Genomic DNA, 24,517 nt, shown 5'->3' with positions numbered 1-24,517 from the left:
GACCAGGTGCTGGTCCGCGCGTGCGCGGGGAGACCGCGAGCGGTAGAACCGAAGCATGAGCCGCGACCGCGACCTGACGTCCGACCCCTCCGCCGAGCACCTTGCCGACCCCGCACGTGCCCAGGCCGAGCTCGATGCCGCCGACGCACGCTCCGGCGGCGACCCCGACCACGCCCCCCGCTCGCTGCACGCCGTCGAGCTCGAGGCCGACGACGAGGCCATCGCCAGCAGCGACGAGTGGGACGACCCCGAGCGGCTCTAGGACAGGTCGACGCCGCGTTCGCGGACGCCCCGCAGCAGCGCCTTGCCGTCCTCCCCCTGGATCACCGGGATGCCGTCCGGACGTCGGGCGGCGTCCTGCTCGGCACGGACCTGGTCCGTCGTCGGCACCGGCACGCCGTGCGCGAGGACGTGCTCCCCGAACGTCAGCTGCCGGATGAGGATCGCCCGCACACGCTCCGGGAAGTGCTGGGCAGCGCCCGCGTAGATCTGCGGGTCCCGTTGGCCGTCGTCGCCCACCAGCACCCACTGGACGTCCGGCAGCTCGTCGAAGAGCCGCCGCAGCTGGGCGACCTTGTGCGCGGGACCGCTGCGGAACCAGCCGCTGTTGGTGGGGCCCCAGTCGGTGAGCAGGAGGGGGCCCGCCGGGTAGCGGTGCCGCCGCAGGAAGCGGGCGAGAGTCGGCGCGGCGTTCCAGGCGCCGGTGGAGAGGTAGACCACCGGGACCTCGCGGTCGCCCGCGCGCAGCTCCGCGTACAGCCGGGCCATGCCCGGGACGGCCTCACGGGCGTTCTCGTGCCGCATGAACACGTTCCACGCGGCGACGAAGGGGCGGGGGAGGCGGGTCACCATCACGGTGTCGTCGATGTCGCTGACGATGCCGAGTCGCACGTCCGGTCCGATCACGTGGACCGGCGCGGTCGCCGTGGCGCCGTCGGCGGTCGTGAGTCGCACGTCGTGCCAGCCGGGGGCCAGGTCGGACTCGAGGACGGTGTCGACGTACCCGCCGCGGTCGGTCACCACGCGGTGGGTCCGGTCGCCGACCTGCACCTCGAGCTCGGCGCCCGAGACCTGGGCGGTCGCGAAGCTGCGCCACCCGCGCAGCGCGGTGGCCGAGCGCGAGCCGGCCTGCGCGCTCCCACCGGCACCCGGGAGGTCCTCGTCGCGGACGTGCGGGGCGGCCAGCAGGGTGCGGGCGAGGATGCGCACCCATCCGGTGCCGCCGTAGCCGGCGTACGGCTCGATCCGCACGGTCCATCCCCGGCCGCGCAGCTGGTGCGCCACGGCCCGGTCGAACCCGTTCTCGATCCGGGCGGCGAGGTGCGTGCGCGGCACGGACGACGCGGGGTTGGTGGAGGCGCCGGAGGGGCCGCCCGGTCGGGCGGTACGAAGCACCGGCCCGCCGTCGGGTTCGACGACGGGCCGGGCGCTGGGGGTTGCGCTCACGCGGTGTCCTTCGCGGACGCCTTCCGCGCGGCGGTCTTCTCGGTCTGCGCGTTGCCGGTCGTCAGGACCCCGCCTGCGGACTCGAGGTGGGCACGCACGAACCAGTGGAACAGCTCGAGCTCGTGCAGGTGCCCGATCAGGAGGTCGTTCGTGACGGCGTCGATCTCCTCGACCTCGTCGGCCGCCTTGCGGTGGTCCTCGATGACTCCGATGTAGACCACGTCCAGGGCGCCGAGGTGGGCGATCGCACTGTCACGTCCGATCGAGTAGTCCTCCCAGGTGCGGTTCTTCACCAGCTCGCCGGGGGTGCCCACCGGTGCGACGCCCAGCGTCGCGATCCGCTCGGCGATGGCGTCGACCATGAGGCGCACGGCGTCGACCTGCGGGTCGAGCATCTCGTGCACCGCGATGAAGTGGGGCCCGACGACGTTCCAGTGGATGTGCTTGAGCGTGAGCGCCAGGTCGTTCAGGGCGTCCAGCCGCTGCTGCAGCACGGCGGCGACGTCGGCCCCCTCCTGCAGGGTGAGGGACGGGACGGTGTACTTCGGCAGGACCATGGGGCGTTCCTTCGGTCGATGATGCGGGGTTTCTGCCCGACTGCGTCCACCGTGTCAAAGGTGGGCGGGTGCCGCCATCCGAACCGGTCAGGCGAAGGGGTCACCGCGGTCGGCCAGGCGCCGTGCGACCTCGTCCGGCGTCAGCTGCTGGAGTCCCGGCCCGATCTCGTCCCACCACCGCGGTGCGGCGACGTGGGGAACCTCCCGTCCGCGCAGCGAGTACGGGGTGATCGTCGTCTTCGCGGGATGGTTCTGGGACCAGTCGATGAGCACCTTGCCGCCGCGGATGTCCTTCTTCATCACCGCGACCACCAGCTCCGGGTGCGCGGCGGCTATCTCGTAGGCGATGTCCCGCGCGTACTGCCGGACCTCGAGCACGGTCTGCGTGCCCGGCAGGGGTGCGTACAGCTGCATGCCCTTGCTGCCGGAGGTCACGGGCACCGTGGTGCCGAGCCCGTCCTGCCGGAGCCGGTCCGCCACGAGGTGGGCAACGGTCGCGCACTCGGCCAGCCCCGCGGGCGCGCCCGGGTCGAGGTCCACCACCAGCCGGTCGGGCTTGTGGATCTTCCCGCGCGGACCCACGCGCCACTGCGGCGTGTGCAGCTCGAGCGCGCCCTGGTTGGCTGCCCACACGAGCCCGGCCAGGTCGTCGAGGAACGGCAGCTCCAGCTCCGCACCCTCGTCCTCGGCACCGGGCGCCGCGCGCAGGGTCTGCCGACGGATCCAGTCCGGGGCACCTCGCGGGGTGTTCTTCTCGAAGAACTTCTCGCCGCCGACACCGCCGGGCCACCGGATCCGGGTCACGGGGCGGTCCTTCAGCTGGGGGAGGATCGCCGGCGCCACCTGGACCAGGTAGTTCATGACCTCGGCCTTGGTCGTCCCCGTGGACGGGTACATGACCTTCTCCAGGTGGCTGACGCGGACCTGGCGGCCCTCGACGTCGACCATCTGCCGTTCGGGTGTCATGGCTGCTCCCACGGGTCGGCGTCGGTGTCGGTGCGCACGGCCCGCACGACCGGCTGCCGCAGCCGACCGGTGGGGTTCCTGGCGAGGTAGAGCGTGTCGACGACGACCGTCGGCTCGCACCACCGGGTACCGCGCGCGTCGATCGGGGGGACCTCGTCGTCGAAGGGCGAGTCTGCGCGGGGCACCAGGAGCTTCTGCAGGTCCGTCGCACGCCTGCCCGTCAGCCCGCTGCCCGCCCGGCCGAGGTAGCGCAGGGCGCCGTCGGCGTCGCGCGCGCCGAAGAGCACCGCACCCATCCGGCCCGACCCGTTCGTCTCCTCGCGCCAGCCGCCCACGAGCGCGGCGCGGGTGCGGCGGTGCGGCGCCTTGACCCAGTCGCGCGAGCGCCGGCCGGGCACGTAGAACGACGACCGGCGCTTGGCGACGACGCCCTCCAGGCCGAGGCCCTTCGTGACCTCCCAGAGCTCGGCGCCGTCGGGGTAGACGGGGGAGAGCTGCACGTGCTCGGGGAGCTCGAGGCCGCTCAGGGCCTCGCGGCGCTCGTCGTAGGTCCGACCCGTGAGATCCACGCCGCCCAGCCGCAGCGCGTCGAACAGCAGGAACGTCACCGGACGCTGGGTGGCGAGCGCCTGCGCCCGGCGAGGCTCGCGGACGTGCATCCGCTCCGCGAGGGCGGTGAAGGAGGGGATCCCGTCGGCCATCAGGACGATCTCGCCGTCGAGGATCGCGTCCGGGACCTCACCGAGACCCGCCAGCTCCGGGTACGCCACGGTGATCTCGCGCTCGTTGCGGCTCCAGAGCCGCAGCCGGCCGGAGGTCGTGTCCGCGAGCGCCCGCACGCCGTCCCACTTCACCTCGAACGCCCACTCCGGCCCGCGCGGAAGCTCCGCCGGACCGGTCGCAGGGGTGGCGAGCATGGGCTCCACGGGTCCATCCTGCCCATAGGAGGTCGCGCGAGGCGCGGTCAACATCCACATGCCCTGCTGCCATCGACGGAGGACACGGCCATGCGAGCGATCTGGAAGGGTGCCGTCGCGTTCGGGCTGGTCAACGTCCCGGTGCGGCTGTACTCGGCGACGGGGGAGCACGAGGTCACGCTGCACCAGGTGCACAAGGAGGACGGCGGGCGGATCCGCTACCGCAAGTTCTGCAGCATCGACAACGAGCCGGTGGAGATGTCGGACATCGCCAAGGGCTACGAGACGGACGACGGCGAGCTGGTCGTCCTGACCGACGAGGACTTCAAGTCGCTGCCGCTGTCCACGGAGCGCGAGATCGAGGTGCTCGAGTTCGTGCCGGTGGACCAGGTGGACCCGATCCTGCTGCAGAAGACGTACTACCTGGAGCCGGAGAAGACGGCCGCCAAGCCCTACGCGCTGCTGCGGGGCGCGCTCGAGCAGGCCGACCGCGTCGCGGTGGTCAAGGTGGCGCTGCGGCAGCGCGAGTCCATGGCGATCCTGCGGGTGCGCGACAACGTGATCGTCATGCAGACGCTCCTGTGGCCCGACGAGGTGCGCGCGGCCGACTTCCCGATCCTCGAGGACGACGTGTCCGTGCGTCCGCAGGAGCTGGCGATGGCGGCGTCCCTGGTCGAGTCGCTCGCGGCGGACTTCGACCCGTCGCAGTACGAGGACCGCTACGCGGGCGCGCTCGAGCAGCTCATCGAGGCCAAGGTGTCGTCGGGGAGCACGCGCGCGGTGCCCGTTCCTGCGGGCGAGGAGGCCGGCGCCGACGGCGGAGGGGACGTCGTCGACCTGCTGGCGGCACTGCAGCGCAGCGTCGAGAAGGCCCGCGGTGCACGCGCCGAGGAGCCCGCCAAGGACGACGAGGAGAAGCCGAAGGCCAAGGCGAAGAAGGCCAAGGCCAAGGCGTCGTGAGCGCGGCGGACCGGCAAGCCGATGCCGTCGCCGCGCTGAGACGGATCGCGTTCCTGCTGGAGCGTGCCCAGGCGAGCCCGTACCGCAGCGAGGCGTTCCGCAAGGCGGCGGTCAGTGTCGAGCGGCAGCCGGCCGACCGCCTCACGGCGCTCGCCGCTTCGGGCTCCCTGGCGGACCTGCCCTCGGTCGGCGCGCGCACGGCCGACGTCGTGGCGCACGTGCTGCGCGGCAAGCGGGTCGAGTACCTCGACACGCTCGAGGCGGAGTACGCGGAGGCCCGAGCGGCCGCCGCCGACCCCGGTGCGCTGGCCCTGCGTGAGGCGCTGCGCGGCGACCTGCACTCCCACACGGAGGCGTCGGACGGGGCGACGCCGATCCAGGAGATGGTCCTGGCCGCCCTCGAGCTCGGGCACGAGTACCTCGCGATCACGGACCACTCGCCGCGCCTGACGGTGGCCAACGGCCTGTCGGCGTCCCGGCTCCGCGCCCAGCTGGACCAGGTCGCTGCGCTGAACCGTGCGGTCAGCCCGTTCCGCGTCCTCACCGGGATCGAGGTCGACATCCTCGACGACGGCGCGCTGGACCAGGACCCCGACCTGCTGGACCAGCTCGACGTCGTCGTGGCGTCGGTGCACTCCAAGCTCCGGATGGAGTCGGCGCCGATGACGCGCCGGATGATCGCCGCGGTGAGCAACCCGCGCACCGACGTCCTGGGGCACTGCACGGGCCGTCAGATCAAGGGCAAGAGCCGCCCGCAGAGCGAGTTCGACGCCCGCGCGGTGTTCGACGCCTGCGCGGAGCACGGGGTCGCGGTCGAGATCAACTGCCGGCCCGACCGGCTGGATCCTCCGCACGACCTGCTCGCGATCGCGATCGACGCCGGCTGCGACTTCTCCATCGACACGGACGCCCATGCACCCGGCCAGCTGGACTGGCTCATGGCGGGCTGCGCGCGCGCCGCGGAGCACGACCTGGACCCCGCCCGGGTGATCACGACGCTGCCGGTGGAGGGGCTCCTGGCGCGAACGCACAGGTGACGCGACACGCCCGATGCACGGAAACATGCCTCTCCCGGGTTAGTGTCAGCCGATCGTCCCCGGTTGCCGCGGTTCTGCCGCGCGCCCGGGGGATGGCCCGGAAGTGGGCCTGCATGTCCGAGTGAACACAGAGGAGCACATCCAGTGAGCGTGAACCGCACCGAGCTCGTCCAGGCCGTCGCGGCCAAGACCGGCCTGTCCAACACCGACGCGGACAAGGCCCTCAAGGCCTTCCAGGAGGTTCTCGTCGAGAACCTCAGCGCCGGCGAGGCCGTCACGATCCCCGGCTTCCTGGCCGTCGCCCGCGCCGAGCGCGGCGCCCGCACGGGCATCAACCCCCAGACGGGTGAGAAGCTCGAGATCCCCGCGGGCTACCGCGTGAAGCTCACGGCCGGCAGCGCCCTCAAGCGCGCCGTCCAGGGCTGACCTCAGCGCCTCGACCGGGCCCTCGATCCTCCGGGATCGGGGGCTCGGTCGCGTTATAGTGGGAACCAGTCTCAGCAAGAGGGGGTCGCTCTGATGGTGGTCGTGCCGCGGCAGACGCGTCAGCGCGCCGAGATCCTCGACCTCCTCGAGGACGTCGACGAGTTCCGCAGCGCCCAGCAGCTGCACGAGATGCTCCGCGCCCGGGGCTCGAGCGTCGGCCTGGCCACCGTGTACCGCGCGGTGCAGAGCCTGTCCGAGCACGGCGACGTCGACGTCCTGCGCACCGAGGACGGCGAGTCCGTCTACCGCCGGTGCGAGCAGCGCAGCCACCACCACCACCTCGTGTGCCGCTCGTGCGGGCGGACGGTCGAGATCGAGGCGGGTCAGGCGGAGGCGTGGGCGGCCCAGGTGGGCGCGGCGCACGGGTTCGACGACGTCGACCACACGATCGAGCTGGTCGGCACGTGCGCGAGCTGCCGGGAGTCCGCCACGGCCTGAGCGCCGTCAGTCGCGGGCGCCCCGGGCGAGCAGCTTCGGGAACGCCCACCACACCGCGGTGATCACGAGGATCGAGACGATCCCCACGGTCCAGCCCGCGGTTCTGGTGAGCACGACGTCGAACACGAGCATCGCGCTGCCGGCCATGACGAAGGCCAGGACCACCAGCCCCGCCCGCGCGAGGCGGTTCCCCGCCGAGACGAGCTCCGGCTTGAGCCGCTGCCGGAACAGGACACGGTGCAGGCTCGCCGGCGCGGTGATCAGCGTCGTCGCCAGCACGGCGAGGAGGACGAGGACCAGGTACAGGTCCTCCTGGTAGGCGTCCAGGTCCGCGAACCGCTGCTGGAACGGGATCGTGAGCAGGAAGCCCGTGAGGATCTGCGTGCCGGTCTGCGTGACCCGGAGCTCCTGCATGAGCTCGTCCCAGTTGCGGTCGGCTCGCTCGTTGTCGGTCTCGCGACGGCCGTCGTCCGGGGCTGCGTCGTGCTCGTGCACCGTGGTCCTCCTTGGGGTCTGGACGGATCATCCCGCACGGGCCCGTCCTGCGCAGGAGCGGGCCTGACGTCGGGGAAGATGGACCCCGTGACCCGACTGCATGACGCCGACCGCCGTGACTTCGCCTCCGACAACTACGCGGGGGTGCACCCCGAGGTGCTCGCCGCGATCGCGGAGGCCAACGGGGGCCACCAGACCGCGTACGGCGAGGACGTGTACACCTCCCGGCTCCAGGAGGTCGTCGCCCACCACTTCGGCGACCAGGCGACGGCGTTCCCCGTGTTCAACGGCACGGGTGCGAACGTGCTCTCGCTGCAGTCCGTGCTCCCGCGCTGGGGTGCCGTGGTGTGCGCGGAGACCGCCCACATCCACACCGACGAGAACGGGGCGCCCGAGCGGATGGGCGGCATCAAGCTGCTCACCGTGCCCACCCCCGACGGCAAGCTGACGCCGGAGCTGGTGGCGACGCAGGCGTGGGGCTTCGGCGACGAGCACCGGGCGCAGCCCGGCGTCGTCTCGATCACCCAGGCGACCGAGCTGGGCACCGTGTACACGCCCGACGAGGTGCGCGCGCTGGCGGACCAGGCGCACGAGCACGGGATGCGGCTCCACCTCGACGGGGCGCGGATCTCCAACGCGGCGGCATCGCTCGACGTGCCGCTGCGCGCGTTCACCACCGACGCGGGCGTCGACATCCTGTCGCTCGGGGGTACGAAGAACGGCCTCCTGTTCGGTGAGGCCGTGGTCGTGCTGGACCCCGCGGCGGACGGCGGCCTGACCTACCTACGCAAGATGGACATGCAGCTCGCGTCCAAGATGCGGTTCGCGTCCGCGCAGCTCGTCGCCCTGTTCGAGGGCGACCTGTGGCTGCGCTCGGCGCGGCACGCGAACGCCATGGCGGCCCGGCTGCGCGCGGGGATCGAGCACCTGCCGGGGGTGCAGGTGACACGGCCCACGCAGGCGAACGGCATCTTCGTGATCTTCCCCGCCGGGGTCGCGGACGTGCTGCGCCGCCGGTGGCGGTTCTACGACTGGATCGTCGAGACCGGCGAGGTCCGGCTGATGTGCTCGTTCGACACCACCGAGGCGGACGTGGACGAGCTGGTCACCGCGCTCAAGGACGCCGTCTCCTGAGGCGCGGGACGACGCACCCCCGCGCCCCACGGCGTCATCGCACGGTGCAGGCCGCGCCGTTGACCGTGAACGCGGTCGGCGCGGTGTTGGTGCCGGCGTGCGAGCCGTTGAACCCGATCTCGGTGCTCGCCCCGGGCGCGAGCGTCGAGTTCCAGGCCAGACCCGTCGCGGTGACCGCCGACCCGGTCTGGGTGAACGTCGCGCTCCAGCCCTGCGTCACGGTCTGCCCGTTCGCGAACGAGAACCCGAGCGTCCACCCGGCCAGCGCGGACGTCCCGGTGTTCGTGATCCGGATCGACCCGGTGAACCCGGAGCTCCAGCTGTTCGCCGCGTAGGTCACGGCGCACGAGCCCGTGACCACGTCCGGGGCGGTGTACGCGGTCAGCGCGGCGGAGGGTGCGGACCGGTTGCCGGCAGCGTCCTTCGCCACGACCGTGAACACGTAGGACGTCCCCGCGGCCAGGCCCGTCGCGGTCCAGCTCGGGGTCGTGCTGCTGCCGACGAGCGTGCCCGCCCGGTAGACGTCGTAGCCGGTCACCGCCACGTTGTCCGTGGACGCCGTCCATCGCAGCGGGATCGTGGTCGTCGTCCCCGTGCCGGCCTCCAGACCGGTCGGCGCCGTCGGTGCCACGGTGTCGGACGTGCCCCCGACCGCGGTCCGCGCCGTCACCGGAGTCGAGGCCGCGGACACGTTCCCGGCGGCGTCCTTGGCCCGCACCGTGAACGAGTACGACGTGTCCGCCGTCAGCCCGGTCACCGTGAAGCCGGTCGACGTCGTCGTCCCCACGAGCGTGGTCCCGCGGTAGACCTCGTACCCCGCGACCCCCGACCCGGAGTCCGTGGACGCGGACCAGGTCAGCGGCGCGCTCGTGGTCGAGGGCGTCCCCGCGGCAAGGTTCGTCGGCACGCTCGGAGCGGTGACGTCGCCCGGCTGCCCGCCGACCTCGGAGAGGGACTTGCCCGTGGTGCTGGCCGCCCCGCCGAGCCTGACCGTGTGGTCGAGGCTGACGAACTTGCCCCCGTCCTGCCACAGCGAGGGCTTCAGGAGCGCGTACTTGGGCTCGTCCCACGTTGTCCAGTCGTGGTTGAGCAGGCCGCCGGTGTCGCCCGAGTTCGGGTTGAGCACCCAGAACGTGTGGCTGAGCCGTCGCTCGACGATGAGGTCGCGCAGCGCCTTCATCCACTTCTCGTTGCGGCCGCCGTCCATGAAGCCGCCCCACTCACCGATGAGCAGCGGCGCGGTGTTCTGCTTGTGCAGGTACAGCCAGTTCGGGTCCCACACGTCACGCTCGAGCGTGGTCCGGTCCCACGTGCCCTGGAACCACGGCTGGTCGAACACCAGCGGTCCGTAGTCGTGCGGGGAGTAGACCAGCTGGTCCTGGTTGGCTCCGAGGTCGATCGGGAAGTCCTTCACCCCGCGCAGGTTCCCGCCCCACCAGGTGCCGTAGTAGTCCGTCAGGCCCGTCGAGGTCCACGGCACGCCCGGCTTCGGGTAGACCTCGATGCCCTCGACGAAGATCAGCCAGTGCGGGTTGATCGCGAGGATCCTGCGGCCCGCGGTCTGCGCGAAGTGCTTGAAGTTGTCCTTGTCGGTCGACCCGTCCCACTTGGCGCGCTCGGTGGCACCCTGCGTGCCGTGCGGCTCGTTCTTCACGTCCGCGCCGATGATCGTGTCGTTGTTCTTGTACCGCTCGGCCACCCACTCCCAGCCGGCGTAGACGTCCTCGGTGGTGATCGACCCCTTCCACCACACCGGGTACACGTGGCCGGCGTTGTCCGCCTCCGCGCTGTGCACGTCGAGGAAGACCTTGATCCCGTACTTCTCGCAGAGGGTCAGCCAGTAGTCGAAGATCTGCAGGCTGTTCTTGCCCAGCAGCTCAGGGTTGGCGTACGTGTTGACGTTCGGCTGCAGGAAGGTGCCGGCCTTCCACTCGAGCAGCAGCTGGGTGGAGATGGGCACGCGCACGGTGTTGATGCCCCGGTCGGCCATGCTCTTGGTGATCGTGTCGATGTTGCCCGACCAGAGGCCGTGGAAGACGCGCTCGCTCGCGTTGAACCCGAACCAGTTGGTGCCCGTCAGCCACACCTCCTTGCCGGCCTCGTCGACGATCTTGTTGCCCGTCACGTGCAGCCAGTCGTCGCCGGCTGCGGCGTGGGCGGGGACGGCGCCGAGCACGAGCGGCGCCGTCAGGGCGGCGGTGGCGGCGACGCTCGTGGCGAGCGCGCGCAGGCGATGGGTGGACGACACGGTTCTCCTCAGGTGGTCGGTCGGAACGGTCGAGCGGGGGCCCTCCTGGCTGGAGGACCCCCGCTCGTCATGCCGCTAGGTCACGCGATGGCGCAGGTCGCACCGTTGAGCGTGAAGGCGGTGGGCGCGTTGTTCGTGCCCGTGTGGGAGCCGTTGAACCCGATGTCGGTGCTCTGGCCGGCACCGAGGGTGCCGTTCCACGCCGCGTTCTTCGCGGAGACCGCCGGGCCGGACTGCGACCAGTCGGCGCTCCAGCCCTGCGTGACGGTCTGGCCGTTGGCGAAGGAGAACCCGAGGGTCCAGCTGCTCAGCGCCGTCGTGCCGGTGTTGGTCACCTTGACGGAGGCGGTGAAGCCCGTGTTCCAGCTGCTGGCGGTGTACTTGACCGAGCAGCTGCTGTTCGACGAGCCCGACTGGGTGGTCGCCGAGACGGCCGCGGACGATGCCGAGACGTTGCCGGCGGCGTCCTTGGCGCGGACGGTGAACGAGTACGCGGTGGCGGCGCTCAGGCCGGTCACGGTGTAGCTCGTCGAGGTGGTCGTCGCCACGAGCGTGGAGCCGCGGTAGACGTCATAACCGGTGACTGCCACGTTGTCGGTCGACGCGGTCCAGGACAGCGGGACGGACGTCGAGGTCGTCGTGCCGGCGGTCAGGCCCGTCGGCACCGAGGGTGCCGTCGTGTCCGTGATGGTGCCGGACTGGGTGGTCGCCGAGACCGCCGTGGACGCCGCCGAGACGTTGCCCGCCAGGTCCTTGGCACGGACGCTGAACGAGTACGCGGTGGCGGCGCTCAGGCCGGTCACGGTGTAKCTCGTCGAGGTGGTCGTCGCCACGAGCGTGGAGCCGCGGTAGACCTCGTAGCCGGCGACGCCCGTGCCGCCGGTGTTGTCCGTCGACGCGTTCCACGAGAGCGGGACCGACGTCGAGGTCGTCGTGCCGGCCGTCAGGCCCGTCGGCACCGAGGGTGCCGTCGTGTCCGTGACCGTGCCGGTCGCCGTCGTGGCGGAGACCGCGGTGGAGGCAGCCGACAGGTTGCCGGCGGCGTCCTTGGCGCGGACGGTGAACGAGTACGCGGTGGCGGCGGACAGGCCGGTCACGGTGTAGCTCGTCGAGGTGGAGGTGCCCACCAGCGTGGTGCCCTGGTAGACGTTGTAGCCGGTCACGGCCACGTTGTCGGTCGATGCGGTCCAGGACAGCGGGACGCTCGTCGAGGTCGGCGTGCCGGCCGTCAGGCCCGCCGGCACCGAGGGCGCCGTCGTGTCGACCGGGGGAGTCGTGCCCCCCGCGAGGACGGGGTAGGCGTTGGCGACGAGGGTCTTGAACTGGTCCTCGAACCACTGGCCGGCGAGCGGCGCGTTCGGCGTGGCGCCGGTCAGCTGGTTGGACAGCTTGGGCGACACGAACGTCGGGTCGCACATGCGGTCGAACCGCTTGCCCTGGTCGTTCGGGATGTCGGAGGACGCACCGTCGGACTCACCCGGGGGCTTGATCCAGACGAAGGCGTCGAGGTGGGAGCTGGCGTAGCCGGACGGCGTGGCCTGCGGCAGCTCGCCGATGCCCGCACCGAGCGGGTTGCACCACGCGCCGCGGTGGACGCGCTTGTCGACCTTGGACTCGTTCACGTAGGTGTTGTGGTTGGTGCTGGTGGACACGGCGGTCGGACGCGCCGCGCCACCCCAGCCGTTGCGGGAGGTGTCGACGAGCATGCCGAGCGACGACGGGAAGCCGGCCGCCACGAGCAGCCGGTGCATGTGCGCCGTGAAGTCGATCTCGTCGAAGTCGAAGTTCCACTCGTAGAAGGAGCTCGAGCGGATCGGCGTGCCGCCCACCGAGATCGTGGAGTCCGGCAGGAACGGCTCGTTGAGCGGCGTGGTGTTCGCGACGTCGCTGACGAACCCGTCGATCGAGGCGAACCCGGCGGTGGTGGACTTCGCCACGTCGGCGAACAGCGTCGCCGCGGGACCGGCGTTGCTGTCCCAGCCGAGCCAGCCGGAGTGGCCGATGTCGATGTAGTTGTAGACGTTCGGGATGGCGTGCAGCTTGTCGAGCGCGTACTTCACGCCGGCCTTGTAGTACGGCGCCGCCTGCTGGCAGGTGGCCTCCGAGATGTTGGTCACCAGGTTGGGCAGCGAGTCGGGCTCGATGGTGGCCGAGATCCGGATGTCCGCGTACTTCGGGTCGCTGAGCAGCGCGGCGATCGGGTCGATGTACTCCGCCTTGTACCGCGCCAGGCCCGCGTCGGTGGCGGGGAGCTCACCGTTGGACGCCAGGGCGTAGCAGTCGCGTCCGGGCAGGTCGTAGATGACCAGGTTGAAGACGATCGGTCCGGAGCCCTTCTGGGCGACGGCGTTGTCCAGGTGGAACTTCAGGCCGTTGCCGTCGGCGTTGCCGGTGATGGCGCTGATGCGGTCCATCCAGACGGCGGTCGGCTGCTTCGCCACGGTCCGCATCTTTGCGGCCAGCGAGGCGTCGCCGGCACGTGTGGCAGCGCTCTCAGCCGCTGCCGCATACGTGGGGTTCACGTACTGCGTCGCGCCGGCGTAGGGGTTGTCGACGTGCGCCTCCGCGGCGCTGGCGCTCGTCGTGATGCACAGGGGTGCTGCGAGCAGCGCCGTCGCTGCCGCGGCGGTCGTGGCCGCGCGCAGGCGCTGCCTCACCGCTCTCTTGCCGTGTGTGGACACGTAGTCCTCCGGGTGTCGATCGAAGTGCCCGGTCGGCCATCCCGTCCGGGCGCAAGTCGTCCGGGGAAGTCCACGGCGACTGGTCGCTAGATCACCACGGGGACTTTCTGGGCGGCACGGGGCAAATCGTTTAGGTAGCCCGCGTTACCAAACTGTGACTCGCATGAGAGCGTTCTCATCTCGACCGCGGACCCGTGCTGCCCCGCACCGCGAGGCCTCCGATCTGGAGCGCGCGGCGGGCACGGAGGTCCCCGTCCAGGACCGCGAGGACCGCCTCGCCGGTGGCGGTACCGAGGTCGCGCTGGGCCGACGGGAGGGTCGTGATCGAGGGCGTGGCGAGCCGGCACAGGGCCGAGTCCGACCCCGCGACGATCGAGAGGTCCCAGGGCACCGCGAGGCCCGTGCGGCGTGCCACGTCGAGAGCAGCGACCGCCATCTGGTCGGAGTCGTAGACGATCGCGGTCGGCGCCCGACCCCCCGTCAGCAGCCGCCGGGTCGCCACCGCAGCCTCCTCCGCCGTGCCGCCCGTGGCCTCGTGGACCAGCACGCCGGAGGCCGCGTCGAGCACGCCGGTGAGCGCACCGAGCCGCTCGCGCGTCCGCACCAGCTCCTTCGGACCGCTCACCAGGGCCACGTGGCGGTGCCCCAGCTCGAGCAGGTAACGGCCGACGCGCCCGAAGGCCTCGGCGTCGTCCAGGGTCACCGCCGCGAGGTCGACATCGCTCTGACCTGCACCGACGACCACAGCCGGTGCCCGCAGCCGCCGCAGGGCGTCGAGCCGGGGATCCTCGAGGAGCACGTCGGTGACGACCATGACGTCGAAGCGACGCTCCGCCCACCACTCGCCGTACAGGGCGACGGCAGCCTCCGGTCCGTCGACGAGCTGGAGCACGAGGGCGAGGTTGCGGGCGGCCAGGACCTCCTGGAGCGAGATCACGAACTCGAGCACCCCGGTCGCCTGGGCGACGGGTCCGGCAGCCCCGCGGTCGAAGACGAGACCGATGGCGCGCGGCCCCGTCCGCATCGACCGCGCGGCCGCGCTCGGCCGCCAGCCGAACTCGTCGGCCACGCGCAGCACGCGCTCCCGGGTGGCGGCGGAGACACCCGGCCGGCCGTTGAGGGCGTACGACACGACGGCGATCGAGACCCCCGCGGCGCGCGCCACGTCGGTGATCGTCGGGCGTCGTGCGGGGGCGGTCGAAGGGCTGGGGGAGGACGGCCCGGGCGACGGCGTCGACGGCGACGCGGAAGAGCCGGGTACTCCGGAGTCATATGCAGGTGTGACCACGATCACCTAGTGTGTCGCCCGATGCGGGTGAAATGCATCATCTCGGCTCCGACGACGTGGGCGAGGGATGTGGGGTCATGGGAACAGTGCGACGCGGACCGGTCTCACCGACGGCACGACGGACGATCGGCGTGCTCTCGCCGGTGGTCGGCGGGTTCTACTTCGGAGCGTTGATCGCGGGGGTGGCCCGCGCGGCACGAGCGGCCGGGCACCGCGTCGTGGCCGTGCAGACGTATCCGGCGGGGCTGGACCGGGAGCGGTACCCGGACGAGTCGATCCTCGACGCACCCGTCGCACTCGGCGCGGTGGACGGGCTCGTCGTGGTGGGCAAGGCGCTGCGCAGCGACCGGCTCGCGTCGGTGCAGCAGTGGGGCCTGCCGGTGGTCCTGGTCAGCGAGGAGCCCCAGTCGGCCGACGACGCGGTGGTGCTCCCGGACAACCTCGGCGGTGTGCGCGCGGCGGTCGAGCACCTGCTCGGGCACGGCCACACGGCGATCGGCTTCATCGGCTGCCTCACGCAGCGGGACATGCGCGAGCGCTTCGCGGCCTACCGCGCGACGCTCGCCGAGCACGGCATCGAGCCGCCCGACGCCTGGATCTTCGAGTCGTCGGACAACCACGAGCAGGGTGGTGCCGACGCGGCCGCCCGGATGCTCGCCGCCGGCACACCCACGACGGCCGTGATCGCGGCCACCGACCGGAACGCGATCGGCTTCCAGCGGGCCCTGCGTGCTGCCGGGCTCGTGCTCCCGCGTGACCAGGCGGTGATCGGGTTCGACCACGCCGACTCCGGCGCGCGCGTGACACCTCGGTTGTCCACCGTCGACGCGCACTACGACCGCGTGGGTGAGACCGCGGTATCCCTCTTGCTCTCCCGCATGCGCGGCGAGGAGGTCCCCGGCGGGGAGTACCGGGCTCCGTCGACCCTGGTGCTGCGGGAGTCCTGCGGCTGCACCGAGTCCGCGCAGTCCGCCCCGGCCGCCGGCGCCGTGACCGGCAGCCGCAGCGGGTACCAGGTGCTCCGGGCGCTCGCCGGTACGGCCTTCGTGGGGCCCGCCGGTGTCGGCGGTGCACGTCGGACCGGCGTCGCGCCCCGCGAGACCTGGTGGCACGCCGTCGTCGAGCCGATCGAGACCGCTGCCGAGCGCGGGGCCACGCCCGGGACGGCGACGCTGACCCGGCTCGCCGACGTGACGGCGGCGATGCAGCCGCACCCCGAGGCGCTCGAGCAGCTGGTGACCTGCCTCCGCGGTGTGGAGGCAGACGTCGTGGAAGCGCTCTCGCACCCGGACCACGAGGTCGCGGTCCGGCGCGCGGTCACGGAGGTGCTCCTCGCTCTGACGCGGGGCTGCACGCGGGCGATGCTGGCGCGCAGCGGGCAGCTCGAGCGCACCATCGTGGACCAGTACGAGGTCGACATGGACCTCCTGCGCGGTGACGGAGCCAGCCCGCGCGCCCTCGGCTGGCTGCCGCGCGGGGTCCGAGGTCATGCCTGCCTCGGGCTCTGGCTCGGCGCCGACCGGGGGCCGGGCGACCGGGAGATGGAGATCGTCGGCGTGCACGACACGTCGGGCACCCTGTCGCGCCTCGTCGGCGTCCGGACGACCGCCAGCCAGTTCCCCCCGGCCGCCCTGACCAGGGCCGGGACCGTCGGCTCGAACGAGCTCACCTTCGTCGTCCCGGTGACGTTCGGCGGCAGCGACTGGGGGCTGCTGGCCATCGACGGCACCGTCGAGTCGCGGGCCACCAGCGCCCGCGACCGGTTCAACCACTGGGCGGCCCTGCTCGCGGTCGCGCTCGACCAGGAGCGCCTCCTGGCCAACCTGCGCGAGCAGCGTCGTGCGCTGGAACAGGCCGCTGCCCGTGAGCGGTCCCTGGCGGACACGGTGCGCGCGAGCGAGGAGCGCTACGCCCTGGCGTCGATGGCCGCGCACGACGGCACCTGGGACTGGGACGTGTCCGCGGGGACGGTCTACTACTCGCCCCGCTGGAAGCAGACCCTCGGGTACGACGACGACGTCATCGGCGACTCGCCGGGGGAGTGGCTCGAGCGTGTGCACCCCGCCGACCGCGACGAGCTGTCGGCGTCGATCGCCTCGCAGCTGGCCGGCGCCGGCTCACCGCTCGAGCTCGAGCACCGCGTCCGTACGTCGTCCGGCGACTACCGCTGGATGCTCTGCCGGGCCGTCACGGTGCTCGACGACGCCGGGTGCCCTGCGCGGCTGGTGGGAGCCCTCGTGGACGTCACGGAGCGCAAGGAGCAGGAGATCGCCCTGCAGCGCGACGCGCTCCGTGACCCGGAGACCGGGCTGGTCAACCGGCTGCTGTTCCTGGACCGGCTCGGCGCCGCGGTGCTCCGGACCAGGCGGTCGCCCGGGTACGACTGCGCCCTCGCCCTCGTACGGGTGCTCGACGGTCCGGCGATCCCCACGCAGGGGCACCTGGACGCGGACGGGGACGCGCGGCTCGACCTGCACCGCGAGCTCGTCCGCCGGCTGCGCCGTCCGCTCCGGGAGGGGGACACGCCCGCGCGGATCTCCGAGGACGACTTCGTCGTGCTGCTCGACGACGTCGGGCCGGGCGGGGTCCCGAGCCGCCTGTCGCTGCTGCTCGACCAGCTGCGTCAGGAGCTGGGCTCGAGGGTCGCCATCGGGGTGCTGGGGAGCATCCGAGGCTTCCGTGACGTGGGGGAGGTGCTCCGCGAGGCGGACATCACCCTCCTTCGGGGGGCCTCTCGACAGGGCCGCCCGGGGTCGGTGCTCCGATAGCACGAAGCCCCCGCCTCCCCTGGAGGGAGACGGGGGCTGGGCCGTGCGATCAGCTGCGGCCGCGTGCCGGGCCGTGCGTCGGGCGCGAGGCACCGTGGCCCGGGCGCGGGCCCGAGTCGAGACGGATGCGCAGCGGGCGCCCGGCGACCCGGGTGCGCGCCAGCCGGTCGATGACGTCGGCCGACAGACCCGCCGGGATGTCGACCAGCGCGAAGCTGCCGAAGATGTCGATCTTGCCGACGTCCTTGCCGGTCAGGCCGCCCTCACCGGTGAGCGCGCCCACCAGGGCGCCCGGCTGCAGACCGTCCCGGTGACCGACGGCGACACGCCAGCGCGGCGAGCCCCCGGCGATGTGCGTGTCCGCGCGGCGACGCTCGCCGCGCTCCGGACGGTCGTAGCTGCGCTCGCCGTCGCGCTCGCGACCGCCACCGGTGAGGTGCGCACGCGAGAGCGCGTCGTCCAGGTCGTCGCCCTGCACGGCCACGGGGCCCTCGTCGCCGACCGCGAGGGCCGTCAGCGTCGCGAGCAGCTCGTACGGGTCGACGTCCGGGTTCTGCGCCAGGTGCACGGCGATGGCCTCGCGGTAGAGGTCCAGGCGGTCGAGCTCGGCCCGGGCGCCGGTGCGGGCGAGGAGGGCCTGCACGCGGTGCGCGGAGACCTCGGCGGGCGAGGGGATGTCCACCTGCAGGAGCGACTGGCGCGTCGTGCGCTCGATCTGGCGCAGACGCGACTGCTCGGCGGGCGTGACGAACGACAGCGCCTCGCCCTCGCGGCCGGCGCGGCCCGTGCGGCCGATGCGGTGCACGTAGATCTCGGGCTCGCGCGGCACGTCGAAGTTGACGACGAGGCCGATGCGGTCCACGTCGAGGCCGCGGGCGGCGACGTCCGTGGCGACGAGCACGTCGAGCGCGCCGGTCCGCAGGCGGTCGACGATCTTCTCGCGCTCCGTCTGGGCGACGTCACCGGAGATGTACGCGGCCGAGATGCCCCGCTCGATCAGCGCGCTGCCGACCTCCTCGGCGGCACCGCGGGTGCGCACGAAGACGATGGCCGCGTCGGCCTCGGAGACGGCGAGCACCCGGGCGAGCGCGCCGGTCTTGTGGCGGTGCGGGACGACGGCGTAGGTCTGGCGCACGCTGGTCACGGTCGACGCCTGGCGCGAGACCGTGATCTCGACCGGTCGGTTCAGGTGCTGCTCGGCGACGCGACGGATCTGCGGCGGCATCGTCGCGGAGAACAGGGCGACCTGACGCTCGCGCGGCGCAGCGGACAGGACCTTGTCGACGTCCTCGGCGAAGCCCATGCGGAGCATCTCGTCGGCCTCGTCCAGCACGAGGAAGCGCACCTGGTCCAGCTTCAGCGTGCGGCGCTCGAGGTGGTCGAGCACGCGACCGGGGGTGCCGACGACCACCTGGGCGCCGCGGGCGAGCGCCCGCTGCTGCGGCAGGAACGGCGAGCCGCCGTAGACCGCGAGCACGTTCAGGCCGGGCAGGTGGGTGGCGAACGACTGGATGGCGTCGGCCACCTGCATCGCGAGCTCACGCGTCGGGGTCAGCACGATGGCCTGGACGGCGGGGATGTCGTAGTCGATCGCGGCGAGCAGCGGCAGACCGAACGCGGCGGTCTTGCCGGTGCCGGTCTGGGCGACGCCGACGATGTCGCGGCCGCTCAGCAGCGCGGGCACGGCCTGCGACTGGATGGCGGAGGGGACGGTGAAACCGAGGTCGGCGATCGCGGCCTCGAGGGCCGGCGGCAGCCCGAGGTCGGCGAAGGTGGCGTCCTCGGGCAGGGCAGAGGGCAGGGCAGAGCTCATGAAGTGGGGAACCGATCATCGCGGGGCGGAGCCCTGAACCGTGCACCGGGACGGCGAACAGCGGGTCGCAGCCCCGGACCACCCAGTGGCAACCGCTCACGCGATGCCTAGACCACACGACGCGAGGCGGGTCACGACCGGCTGAGCGGTGGTGACGACGCCTCGAAGGGGGACGCGACGAACTCCAGATTCGTGACGGAGTCTACCGGGCGGAGGCCTCCAGCGGCAGGCAGGCCGCGGGTGACCTCGCGCACACGCCTACAGGCCGAGCCGCGGACCCTCGATCGCGGGGCAGGTGTCCATGACGACGTCGAGACCGGCCGCGCGGGCTCGCTCCGCGGCGTCCTCGTCGACGACCCCGAGCTGCAGCCAGACCGCACGGGCGCCGACGGCGATCGCCTGGTCCACGACGGCGCCGGCCAGCGTGCTGTTCACGAACACGTCGACGACGTCGACGGGCCCGTCCACGTCGGCGAGCGTGCGCACGCCCGCTGCCCCATGGACGGTCTCCGCGCGCGGGTGCACGGGCACGATCTCGTGGCCGTGGGACTGCAGGTACCGGGCGACGCCGTACGCCGCGCGGGACGTGTTCGTCGACAGGCCGACGACCGCCCAGCTCCCGGGAGACGTCAGGAGGCGCTTGATGACGTCCGGGTCGTTGCGGTGCACCATCCCTGAACTCTTGCACCCGCTGACCTGCGCCGCAGCCGAGGGCGCGCCGCCGTCGGGAGCGGGGCCCCGGGCCGCATAGTATCGACGCCGCCAGGACGGGACAGTGACGGGGGAGGCAGTGGCGAGCAACGACGTCGTCTCCACGCGCGTGCTGACCGTGCCGAACGCCATCAGTCTCGTGCGTCTGCTCCTCGTCCCCGTGTTCGCGCTGCTCATCGCCCACGGCGAGGACGGGTGGGCGGTCGCGGTCCTCGCGGTCTCCGGAGCCAGCGACTGGCTCGACGGGGTGCTCGCCCGGCGGCTCGGGCAGGTGTCCCGGCTCGGTCAGCTGCTGGACCCCGCTGCGGACCGCCTCTTCATCATCGTGACGCTCGTCGCGCTCGCCTGGCGCGACGTGGTGCCGTGGTGGCTGCTCGGGGTGCTGGTCCTGCGCGACGTGGTGCTCGCGGTGATGCTCATCGTCCTCGCCCGTGCGGGGTACGCACCGTTGCAGGTGCACCTGGCGGGCAAGGCCGGCACGTTCGCCCTGCTCTACGCGTTCCCGCTGCTCCTCCTCGCACAGTGGGACTCGTGGGTCGGCACCGTCGCCGGGGTCGCCGGGTGGGCCTTCGCCCTCTGGGGCGTCGCGCTCTACTGGTTCTCGGCGGTCGTCTACCTCGCCCAGGCGCGCCAGCTCCTGCGCGACGACGCGGGACGCTCATGAGCGCGCGGCACGGTTCCAGCGAGCCGCCGCGCAGCCCGGACGCGTCGATGACGCTGCTCAACGAGTTCTACCGACGCCCGCTCGACCCGGGGTATGCGGAGGCCACTGCTCGCCGTGCCGCCGGCACCGGCCCCAGGCGCACGTGGCGGTCGACCGCCGGTCTGGTCGCTCTGGCCGTCGGGCTGGGCCTGGGCGCGACGGCCGCGACGATCGCCCTGCGGCAGCCTGCCGGGGCGGTGCTGGCCGCGCGCGAGCTCCTGGAGGCGCAGATCGAGGAGCGCCGCGCGGAGGCCGACGAACAGCAGTCGGACATCACCGCGATGACCGACGAGATCGCCAGGCTCCAGGAGGAGCTCCTCGGGGACGAGGGCCAGTCGGTGCGCGACGAGATCGAGGCGGACTCCGTGCAGTCCGGCGTGACGGCGGTGACGGGGCCGGGTCTGCGGCTCGTCCTCACGGACGCACAGTCCGACAACCGCGACGAGGAGGACCCGGAGCTGCGCGTGCAGGACGTCGACCTCCAGGTCGTGGTGAACGGCCTGTGGGCGGCCGGGGCCGAGGCCGTCGCGGTGAACGGGCAGCGCCTCACCGCGATGACCGCGATCCGCAGCGCGGGGGACGCGGTGCTCGTCGACCTGGTCGCCCTGAGCAGCCCGTACACGGTGGAGGCCGTGGGCGACGCGGTGAGCATGCAGACGGAGCTCGCGCGGGCCAGCGCGGGCCAGCACCTGGCGACCCTCCGGACGACGTACGGGATCGGCGTCCAGATGACGTCGCAGAGCAAGCTCGAGCTCCCGGGGACCGGCCTGGTCACCCTCAACGAGGCCGAGGTTCCGGACGCGTCCTCCGCGCCCGAGCCGGGGGCGCGTGCGGGCGGGGATGCATCTGGACGGAGCCTTGTGGCAGGGTCTGCAGGTCTGACACGGAGGGACGGCACGTGATCGCAGTCATCGGTCTGGTCATCGGCGTCGTCGGGGGTCTGCTCCTGCAGCCGACCGTGCCCGTCGAGCTCCAGCCCTACCTCCCGATCGCCGTGGTCGCCGCCCTCGACGCCCTGTTCGGTGGCTTGCGCGCCATGCTCGACGGGATCTTCGACGACCGGGTGTTCCTCATCTCCTTCCTGTCGAACGTGGTCGTCGCGGCGCTGATCGTGTTCCTCGGCGACCAGCTCGGCGTGGGCACTCAGCTGTCGACCGCCGTCGTCGTCGTGCTGGGCATCCGGATCTTCTCCAACGCCGCCGCGATCCGTCGGCACCTGTTCAAGGCATGAGCGTGACTCCGACGAGGGACGACCGGGACGCCGACGGTCCGATGCCGCCCGACGACGTGGAGAACTCGCTGCCTCCCGTCGTGCCGGAGGACGAGGACCCCGCGGCGGCCAACTCGCTGCCTCCCGTCGTGCCGGAGGACGACGAGCCAGTGTCGGCCAACTCGCTGCCCCCCGTCGTGCCCGAGGACGAGGAACCCGTGCAGGCCAACTCGCTGCCTCCCGTCGTGCCCGAGGACGACGAGCCCGCGCAGCCCGTCGTGCCCGAGGACGAGGACTCCGCGCAGCCGAACTCGCTGCCTCCCGTCGTGCCCGAGGACGACGAGCCCGCGCAGCCGAACTCGCTGCCGCCGATCGTCCCCGACGACAGTGACCCCGAGCCTGCCGACGGGCCGGACGCACTGCCGTCCGGCTCGACGCCCGCTCGGGAACCGTCGGTCGACGACGCGACGGCTGTCCCGGTGCCGAAGGAGCCGAGCGGATGGGCGGTCCTCGGTCGTGCGCTCAAGCCCCGCTCCACCCGCGCTCAGCTGGTCGCGGGCGTCCTGTGCGCCGTGCTCGGCTTCGCGCTGGTGGCGCAGGTGCGCCAGTCCGGTGAGGCGGACCTCGGCGGGATGCGGCAGGGCGACCTCGTCCGGATCCTCGACGAGACCACGAACCGAGGCGACGCCCTCGCCCGGGAGTCCGCCGACCTCGCGCGCGAGCGGGACGACCTGCTCTCGGGCTCCGACCGCCGGCAGGCCGCTCTCGATGCGCTGCGCCGCAGCGCCGAGACGCAGGGGATCCTCACCGGTCGCCTGCCCGCGGAGGGGCCGGGTGTGGTGGTCACGCTCACGGAGCCGGACGGCTTCATCAAGCCGATCACGATGCTGAACATGCTCGAGGAGCTGCGGAACGCGGGCGCGGAGGCGGTGCAGCTCAACGACCAGCGGGTGACGGCGAGCAGCGCGTTCACGGGGACGGGTGGCGCGGTGGTCCTCGACGGCGTCGAGCTCACGGCGCCGTACCGCTGGATCGCGATCGGTGACCCCGACATCATCGCCCCGGCGCTGCAGATCCCGGGTGGTGCGATGGCGCAGGTGCGCAATAACGGGGGCAGAGGGGTTGTCGAGAGCGAGGAGCTCGTGCAGGTGGACGCCATCCGGGTCGTGCCGGATCCGGTGTACGCGACGCCGGTGCCGCCGCAGGGCGATTGATCCTGTTCTGTACCGACCGCGCAGCGCGCAGCAGGCTGTCACCTGGTGCCGACGTGCTGCGCCGACCCGCCCGGTCCGCATAGGGTGTGGCTGACCCCGAGGAACCCCGGGCGTCGAGGTGAGAGACGGGCCCGGGAGGTGGCATGAGCGGCGAGGACCCGCAGGTCGGACGCTTCGCGGGCGGACCCGACACCACGATGAGCTTCGGGGCGATCGAGCCCGTCGAGATCGAGGCGTCGGCACCCGTCGGGCTGACCCCGGACGAGGTCGCCGCGGTGCACGCCCTCCCGCCCACCTCTGCCCTGCTCGTCATGCAGCGGGGACCGAGCGCCGGTGCGCGGTTCCTGCTCGACGCGGATCGGACGGTCGCAGGCCGCTCGACGGCGGCGGACATCTTCCTCGACGACGTCACCGTCTCCCGCAAGCACGCGGAGTTCGTCCGGGAGGGCCAGACATTCGTCGTGCGGGACATCGGGTCGCTGAACGGGACGTACGTGAACCGGACCCGCATCGACCAGTCGGCGCTCCGGGCGGGCGACGAGGTCCAGATCGGCAAGTACCGCATGACGTTCCACCCCAGCCCGCACCGCGACACGGCCGGCGCGTGACCGGCCGGTCCCTGCCGCTCGGCCCCACGGGGAGCACCACGTGACGAGCGCCCGAGCACAGCGCGTGCAGGTCGACACGAGCACCGCGGCCGAGGTCACGCACGAGCCGTGGCCGCGCGGCATCTCCCGCCGCGCCTCCATGCGGATCTCCGACGTCCTGGCCGCGCTGCGCATCGAGTTCCCCGCCGTCACCACGTCCAAGCTCCGCTTCCTCGAGGAGCAGGGGCTCGTCGAGCCGGTGCGCACGGCGGCCGGCTACCGGCAGTACTCGCCGGCGGACATCGAGCGCCTCCGGTTCGTCCTGCGCCAGCAGCGCGACCGGTACATGCCCCTGAAGGTCATCGGCGACCGCCTCGCCGCCCTGGACGCGGGGGAGGAGGACGAGCCGGCTCCGCGCGCCCGGCTCGCCACGCGGGACGGCGTCAGCGAGGGCACCGGGACGCGGTGGACGCTCGAGACGCTCGCACGCGAGTCCGGTGTCGAGGTGGCGTTCGTCGAGGATCTCGTCGCCGCGGGGGTCCTGCGCACGCACGGGACGGGGTCGTTCGACCTGTGGGCCCGCGAGATCGTGGTCTCGGCCGCCGCGCTGGCCGAGCACGGGATCGACCCGCGTCACCTGCGGCAGTTCCGGACCTCGGCCGACCGTCAGGCGGACCTCGTCGAGCAGGTGGTGGCGCCGTGGCGCGGCCAGCGGAGCGCGTCGTCGCGGGCCCGGGCGGGCACGCTGGCGGCCGAGGTGGGCGAGCTCTGCACGCAGATGCACACCGCGCTCGTGCGCGCGGCGGTCGCCGACCTCGCGCCGTAGCCGGATCGCGGCCATAACGGCTGTCCCTGGGG

23 protein-coding genes are annotated in these 24,517 nt (G+C 72.6%); 13 read left to right on the top strand and 10 right to left on the bottom strand.

What is annotated here, in order from left to right:
* Positions 1-55 precede the first annotated feature (55 nt).
* Positions 56-262, top strand: a complete 207-nt coding sequence (locus tag AC1DXT_RS14775) for a hypothetical protein (protein ID WP_477062054.1) — start codon at positions 56-58, stop codon at positions 260-262.
* Here the strand turns inward: AC1DXT_RS14775 and AC1DXT_RS14770 are convergent.
* The 4 genes from AC1DXT_RS14770 to AC1DXT_RS14755 form a co-directional block, all read right to left on the bottom strand.
* Positions 259-1,446, bottom strand: a complete 1,188-nt coding sequence (locus AC1DXT_RS14770) for an App1 family protein (RefSeq protein ID WP_477062053.1) — start codon at positions 1,444-1,446, stop codon at positions 259-261. The genes AC1DXT_RS14775 and AC1DXT_RS14770 overlap by 4 nt on opposite strands.
* The gene (locus tag AC1DXT_RS14765; protein ID WP_477062052.1) at positions 1,443-2,003 is read right to left on the bottom strand and encodes a Dps family protein; all 561 of its coding nucleotides are present in this window, start codon (positions 2,001-2,003) and stop codon (positions 1,443-1,445) included. Before AC1DXT_RS14765 ends, AC1DXT_RS14770 begins: the two co-directional genes overlap by 4 nt.
* Before the next feature lie 87 nt (positions 2,004-2,090).
* Entirely contained in the window at positions 2,091-2,969 is an 879-nt protein-coding gene (gene ligD, locus AC1DXT_RS14760) for a non-homologous end-joining DNA ligase (protein WP_477062051.1), read from the bottom strand.
* A complete protein-coding gene (locus tag AC1DXT_RS14755; RefSeq protein WP_477062292.1) occupies positions 2,966-3,886 on the bottom strand; it encodes an ATP-dependent DNA ligase in 921 nt (306 codons plus the stop codon). Before AC1DXT_RS14755 ends, ligD begins: the two co-directional genes overlap by 4 nt.
* A gap of 90 nt (positions 3,887-3,976) precedes the next feature.
* Between AC1DXT_RS14755 and ku the strand changes: the two genes are divergently transcribed.
* From ku to AC1DXT_RS14735, 4 genes are all read left to right on the top strand, one after another.
* The gene (gene ku / locus AC1DXT_RS14750; RefSeq protein ID WP_477062050.1) at positions 3,977-4,846 is read left to right on the top strand and encodes a non-homologous end joining protein Ku; all 870 of its coding nucleotides are present in this window, start codon (positions 3,977-3,979) and stop codon (positions 4,844-4,846) included.
* Positions 4,843-5,883, top strand: a complete 1,041-nt coding sequence (locus AC1DXT_RS14745) for a PHP domain-containing protein (protein ID WP_477062049.1) — start codon at positions 4,843-4,845, stop codon at positions 5,881-5,883. The genes ku and AC1DXT_RS14745 overlap by 4 nt, the downstream gene beginning before the upstream one ends.
* A gap of 144 nt (positions 5,884-6,027) precedes the next feature.
* Positions 6,028-6,309, top strand: coding sequence for an HU family DNA-binding protein (locus AC1DXT_RS14740; RefSeq protein WP_056094765.1), 282 nt, complete (start codon positions 6,028-6,030; stop codon positions 6,307-6,309).
* A gap of 93 nt (positions 6,310-6,402) precedes the next feature.
* Complete coding sequence (locus AC1DXT_RS14735; protein WP_477062048.1) at positions 6,403-6,807, top strand: Fur family transcriptional regulator; 405 nt, start codon at positions 6,403-6,405, stop codon at positions 6,805-6,807.
* Positions 6,808-6,813: 6 nt separating this feature from the next.
* On the opposite strand, the gene AC1DXT_RS14730 is transcribed toward AC1DXT_RS14735, so the two are convergent.
* Entirely contained in the window at positions 6,814-7,302 is a 489-nt protein-coding gene (locus AC1DXT_RS14730) for a DUF6328 family protein (RefSeq protein ID WP_477062047.1), read from the bottom strand.
* 87 nt (positions 7,303-7,389) lie between these two features.
* Here AC1DXT_RS14730 and AC1DXT_RS14725 point away from each other — a divergent pair, with 87 nt between their 5' ends.
* Positions 7,390-8,436, top strand: coding sequence for a threonine aldolase family protein (locus AC1DXT_RS14725; RefSeq protein ID WP_477062046.1), 1,047 nt, complete (start codon positions 7,390-7,392; stop codon positions 8,434-8,436).
* 34 nt (positions 8,437-8,470) lie between these two features.
* Here AC1DXT_RS14725 and AC1DXT_RS14720 read toward each other — a convergent pair whose 3' ends face one another.
* The 3 genes from AC1DXT_RS14720 to AC1DXT_RS14710 form a co-directional block, all read right to left on the bottom strand.
* Positions 8,471-10,684: a cellulase family glycosylhydrolase gene (locus tag AC1DXT_RS14720; protein ID WP_477062045.1), complete on the bottom strand. Its 2,214-nt coding sequence runs from the start codon at positions 10,682-10,684 to the stop codon at positions 8,471-8,473.
* An 80-nt stretch (positions 10,685-10,764) separates the two neighbouring features.
* On the bottom strand, positions 10,765-13,365 hold the full coding sequence (locus AC1DXT_RS14715; RefSeq protein ID WP_477062044.1) for a glycoside hydrolase family 6 protein: 2,601 nt from the start codon (positions 13,363-13,365) through the stop codon (positions 10,765-10,767).
* 175 nt (positions 13,366-13,540) lie between these two features.
* Positions 13,541-14,530, bottom strand: a complete 990-nt coding sequence (locus tag AC1DXT_RS14710) for a LacI family DNA-binding transcriptional regulator (RefSeq protein WP_477062043.1) — start codon at positions 14,528-14,530, stop codon at positions 13,541-13,543.
* A gap of 254 nt (positions 14,531-14,784) precedes the next feature.
* Here AC1DXT_RS14710 and AC1DXT_RS14705 point away from each other — a divergent pair, with 254 nt between their 5' ends.
* Positions 14,785-17,421, top strand: a complete 2,637-nt coding sequence (locus AC1DXT_RS14705; protein WP_477062042.1) for a substrate-binding domain-containing protein — start codon at positions 14,785-14,787, stop codon at positions 17,419-17,421.
* A gap of 49 nt (positions 17,422-17,470) precedes the next feature.
* Here AC1DXT_RS14705 and AC1DXT_RS14700 read toward each other — a convergent pair whose 3' ends face one another.
* On the bottom strand, positions 17,471-19,234 hold the full coding sequence (locus AC1DXT_RS14700) for a DEAD/DEAH box helicase (protein WP_477062041.1): 1,764 nt from the start codon (positions 19,232-19,234) through the stop codon (positions 17,471-17,473).
* Positions 19,235-19,492: 258 nt separating this feature from the next.
* Positions 19,493-19,906 carry a CoA-binding protein gene (locus AC1DXT_RS14695; protein ID WP_477062040.1) on the bottom strand — a complete coding sequence of 138 codons (414 nt, stop codon included), beginning with the start codon at positions 19,904-19,906 and terminating at the stop codon, positions 19,493-19,495.
* A gap of 118 nt (positions 19,907-20,024) precedes the next feature.
* Between AC1DXT_RS14695 and clsA the strand changes: the two genes are divergently transcribed.
* The 6 genes from clsA (at position 20,025) to ftsR (ending at position 24,485) form a co-directional block, all read left to right on the top strand.
* Positions 20,025-20,609, top strand: a complete 585-nt coding sequence (gene clsA, locus AC1DXT_RS14690) for a cardiolipin synthase ClsA (RefSeq protein WP_477062291.1) — start codon at positions 20,025-20,027, stop codon at positions 20,607-20,609.
* Positions 20,606-21,550: a DUF881 domain-containing protein gene (locus AC1DXT_RS14685; protein ID WP_477062039.1), complete on the top strand. Its 945-nt coding sequence runs from the start codon at positions 20,606-20,608 to the stop codon at positions 21,548-21,550. Before clsA ends, AC1DXT_RS14685 begins: the two co-directional genes overlap by 4 nt.
* The gene (locus AC1DXT_RS14680; RefSeq protein WP_056094794.1) at positions 21,547-21,879 is read left to right on the top strand and encodes a small basic family protein; all 333 of its coding nucleotides are present in this window, start codon (positions 21,547-21,549) and stop codon (positions 21,877-21,879) included. The genes AC1DXT_RS14685 and AC1DXT_RS14680 overlap by 4 nt, the downstream gene beginning before the upstream one ends.
* Positions 21,880-21,881: 2 nt before the next feature.
* A complete protein-coding gene (locus tag AC1DXT_RS14675) occupies positions 21,882-23,072 on the top strand; it encodes a DUF881 domain-containing protein (RefSeq protein WP_477062038.1) in 1,191 nt (396 codons plus the stop codon).
* A 143-nt stretch (positions 23,073-23,215) separates the two neighbouring features.
* Positions 23,216-23,680: an FHA domain-containing protein gene (locus AC1DXT_RS14670; RefSeq protein ID WP_477062037.1), complete on the top strand. Its 465-nt coding sequence runs from the start codon at positions 23,216-23,218 to the stop codon at positions 23,678-23,680.
* Positions 23,681-23,720: 40 nt separating this feature from the next.
* The gene (gene ftsR, locus AC1DXT_RS14665; RefSeq protein WP_477062036.1) at positions 23,721-24,485 is read left to right on the top strand and encodes a transcriptional regulator FtsR; all 765 of its coding nucleotides are present in this window, start codon (positions 23,721-23,723) and stop codon (positions 24,483-24,485) included.
* Positions 24,486-24,517: the final 32 nt, after the last annotated feature.

This window comes from Cellulomonas sp. P1_G12_2 (assembly GCF_056405535.1).
This window is presented reverse-complemented; position numbering and strand designations above follow the sequence as displayed.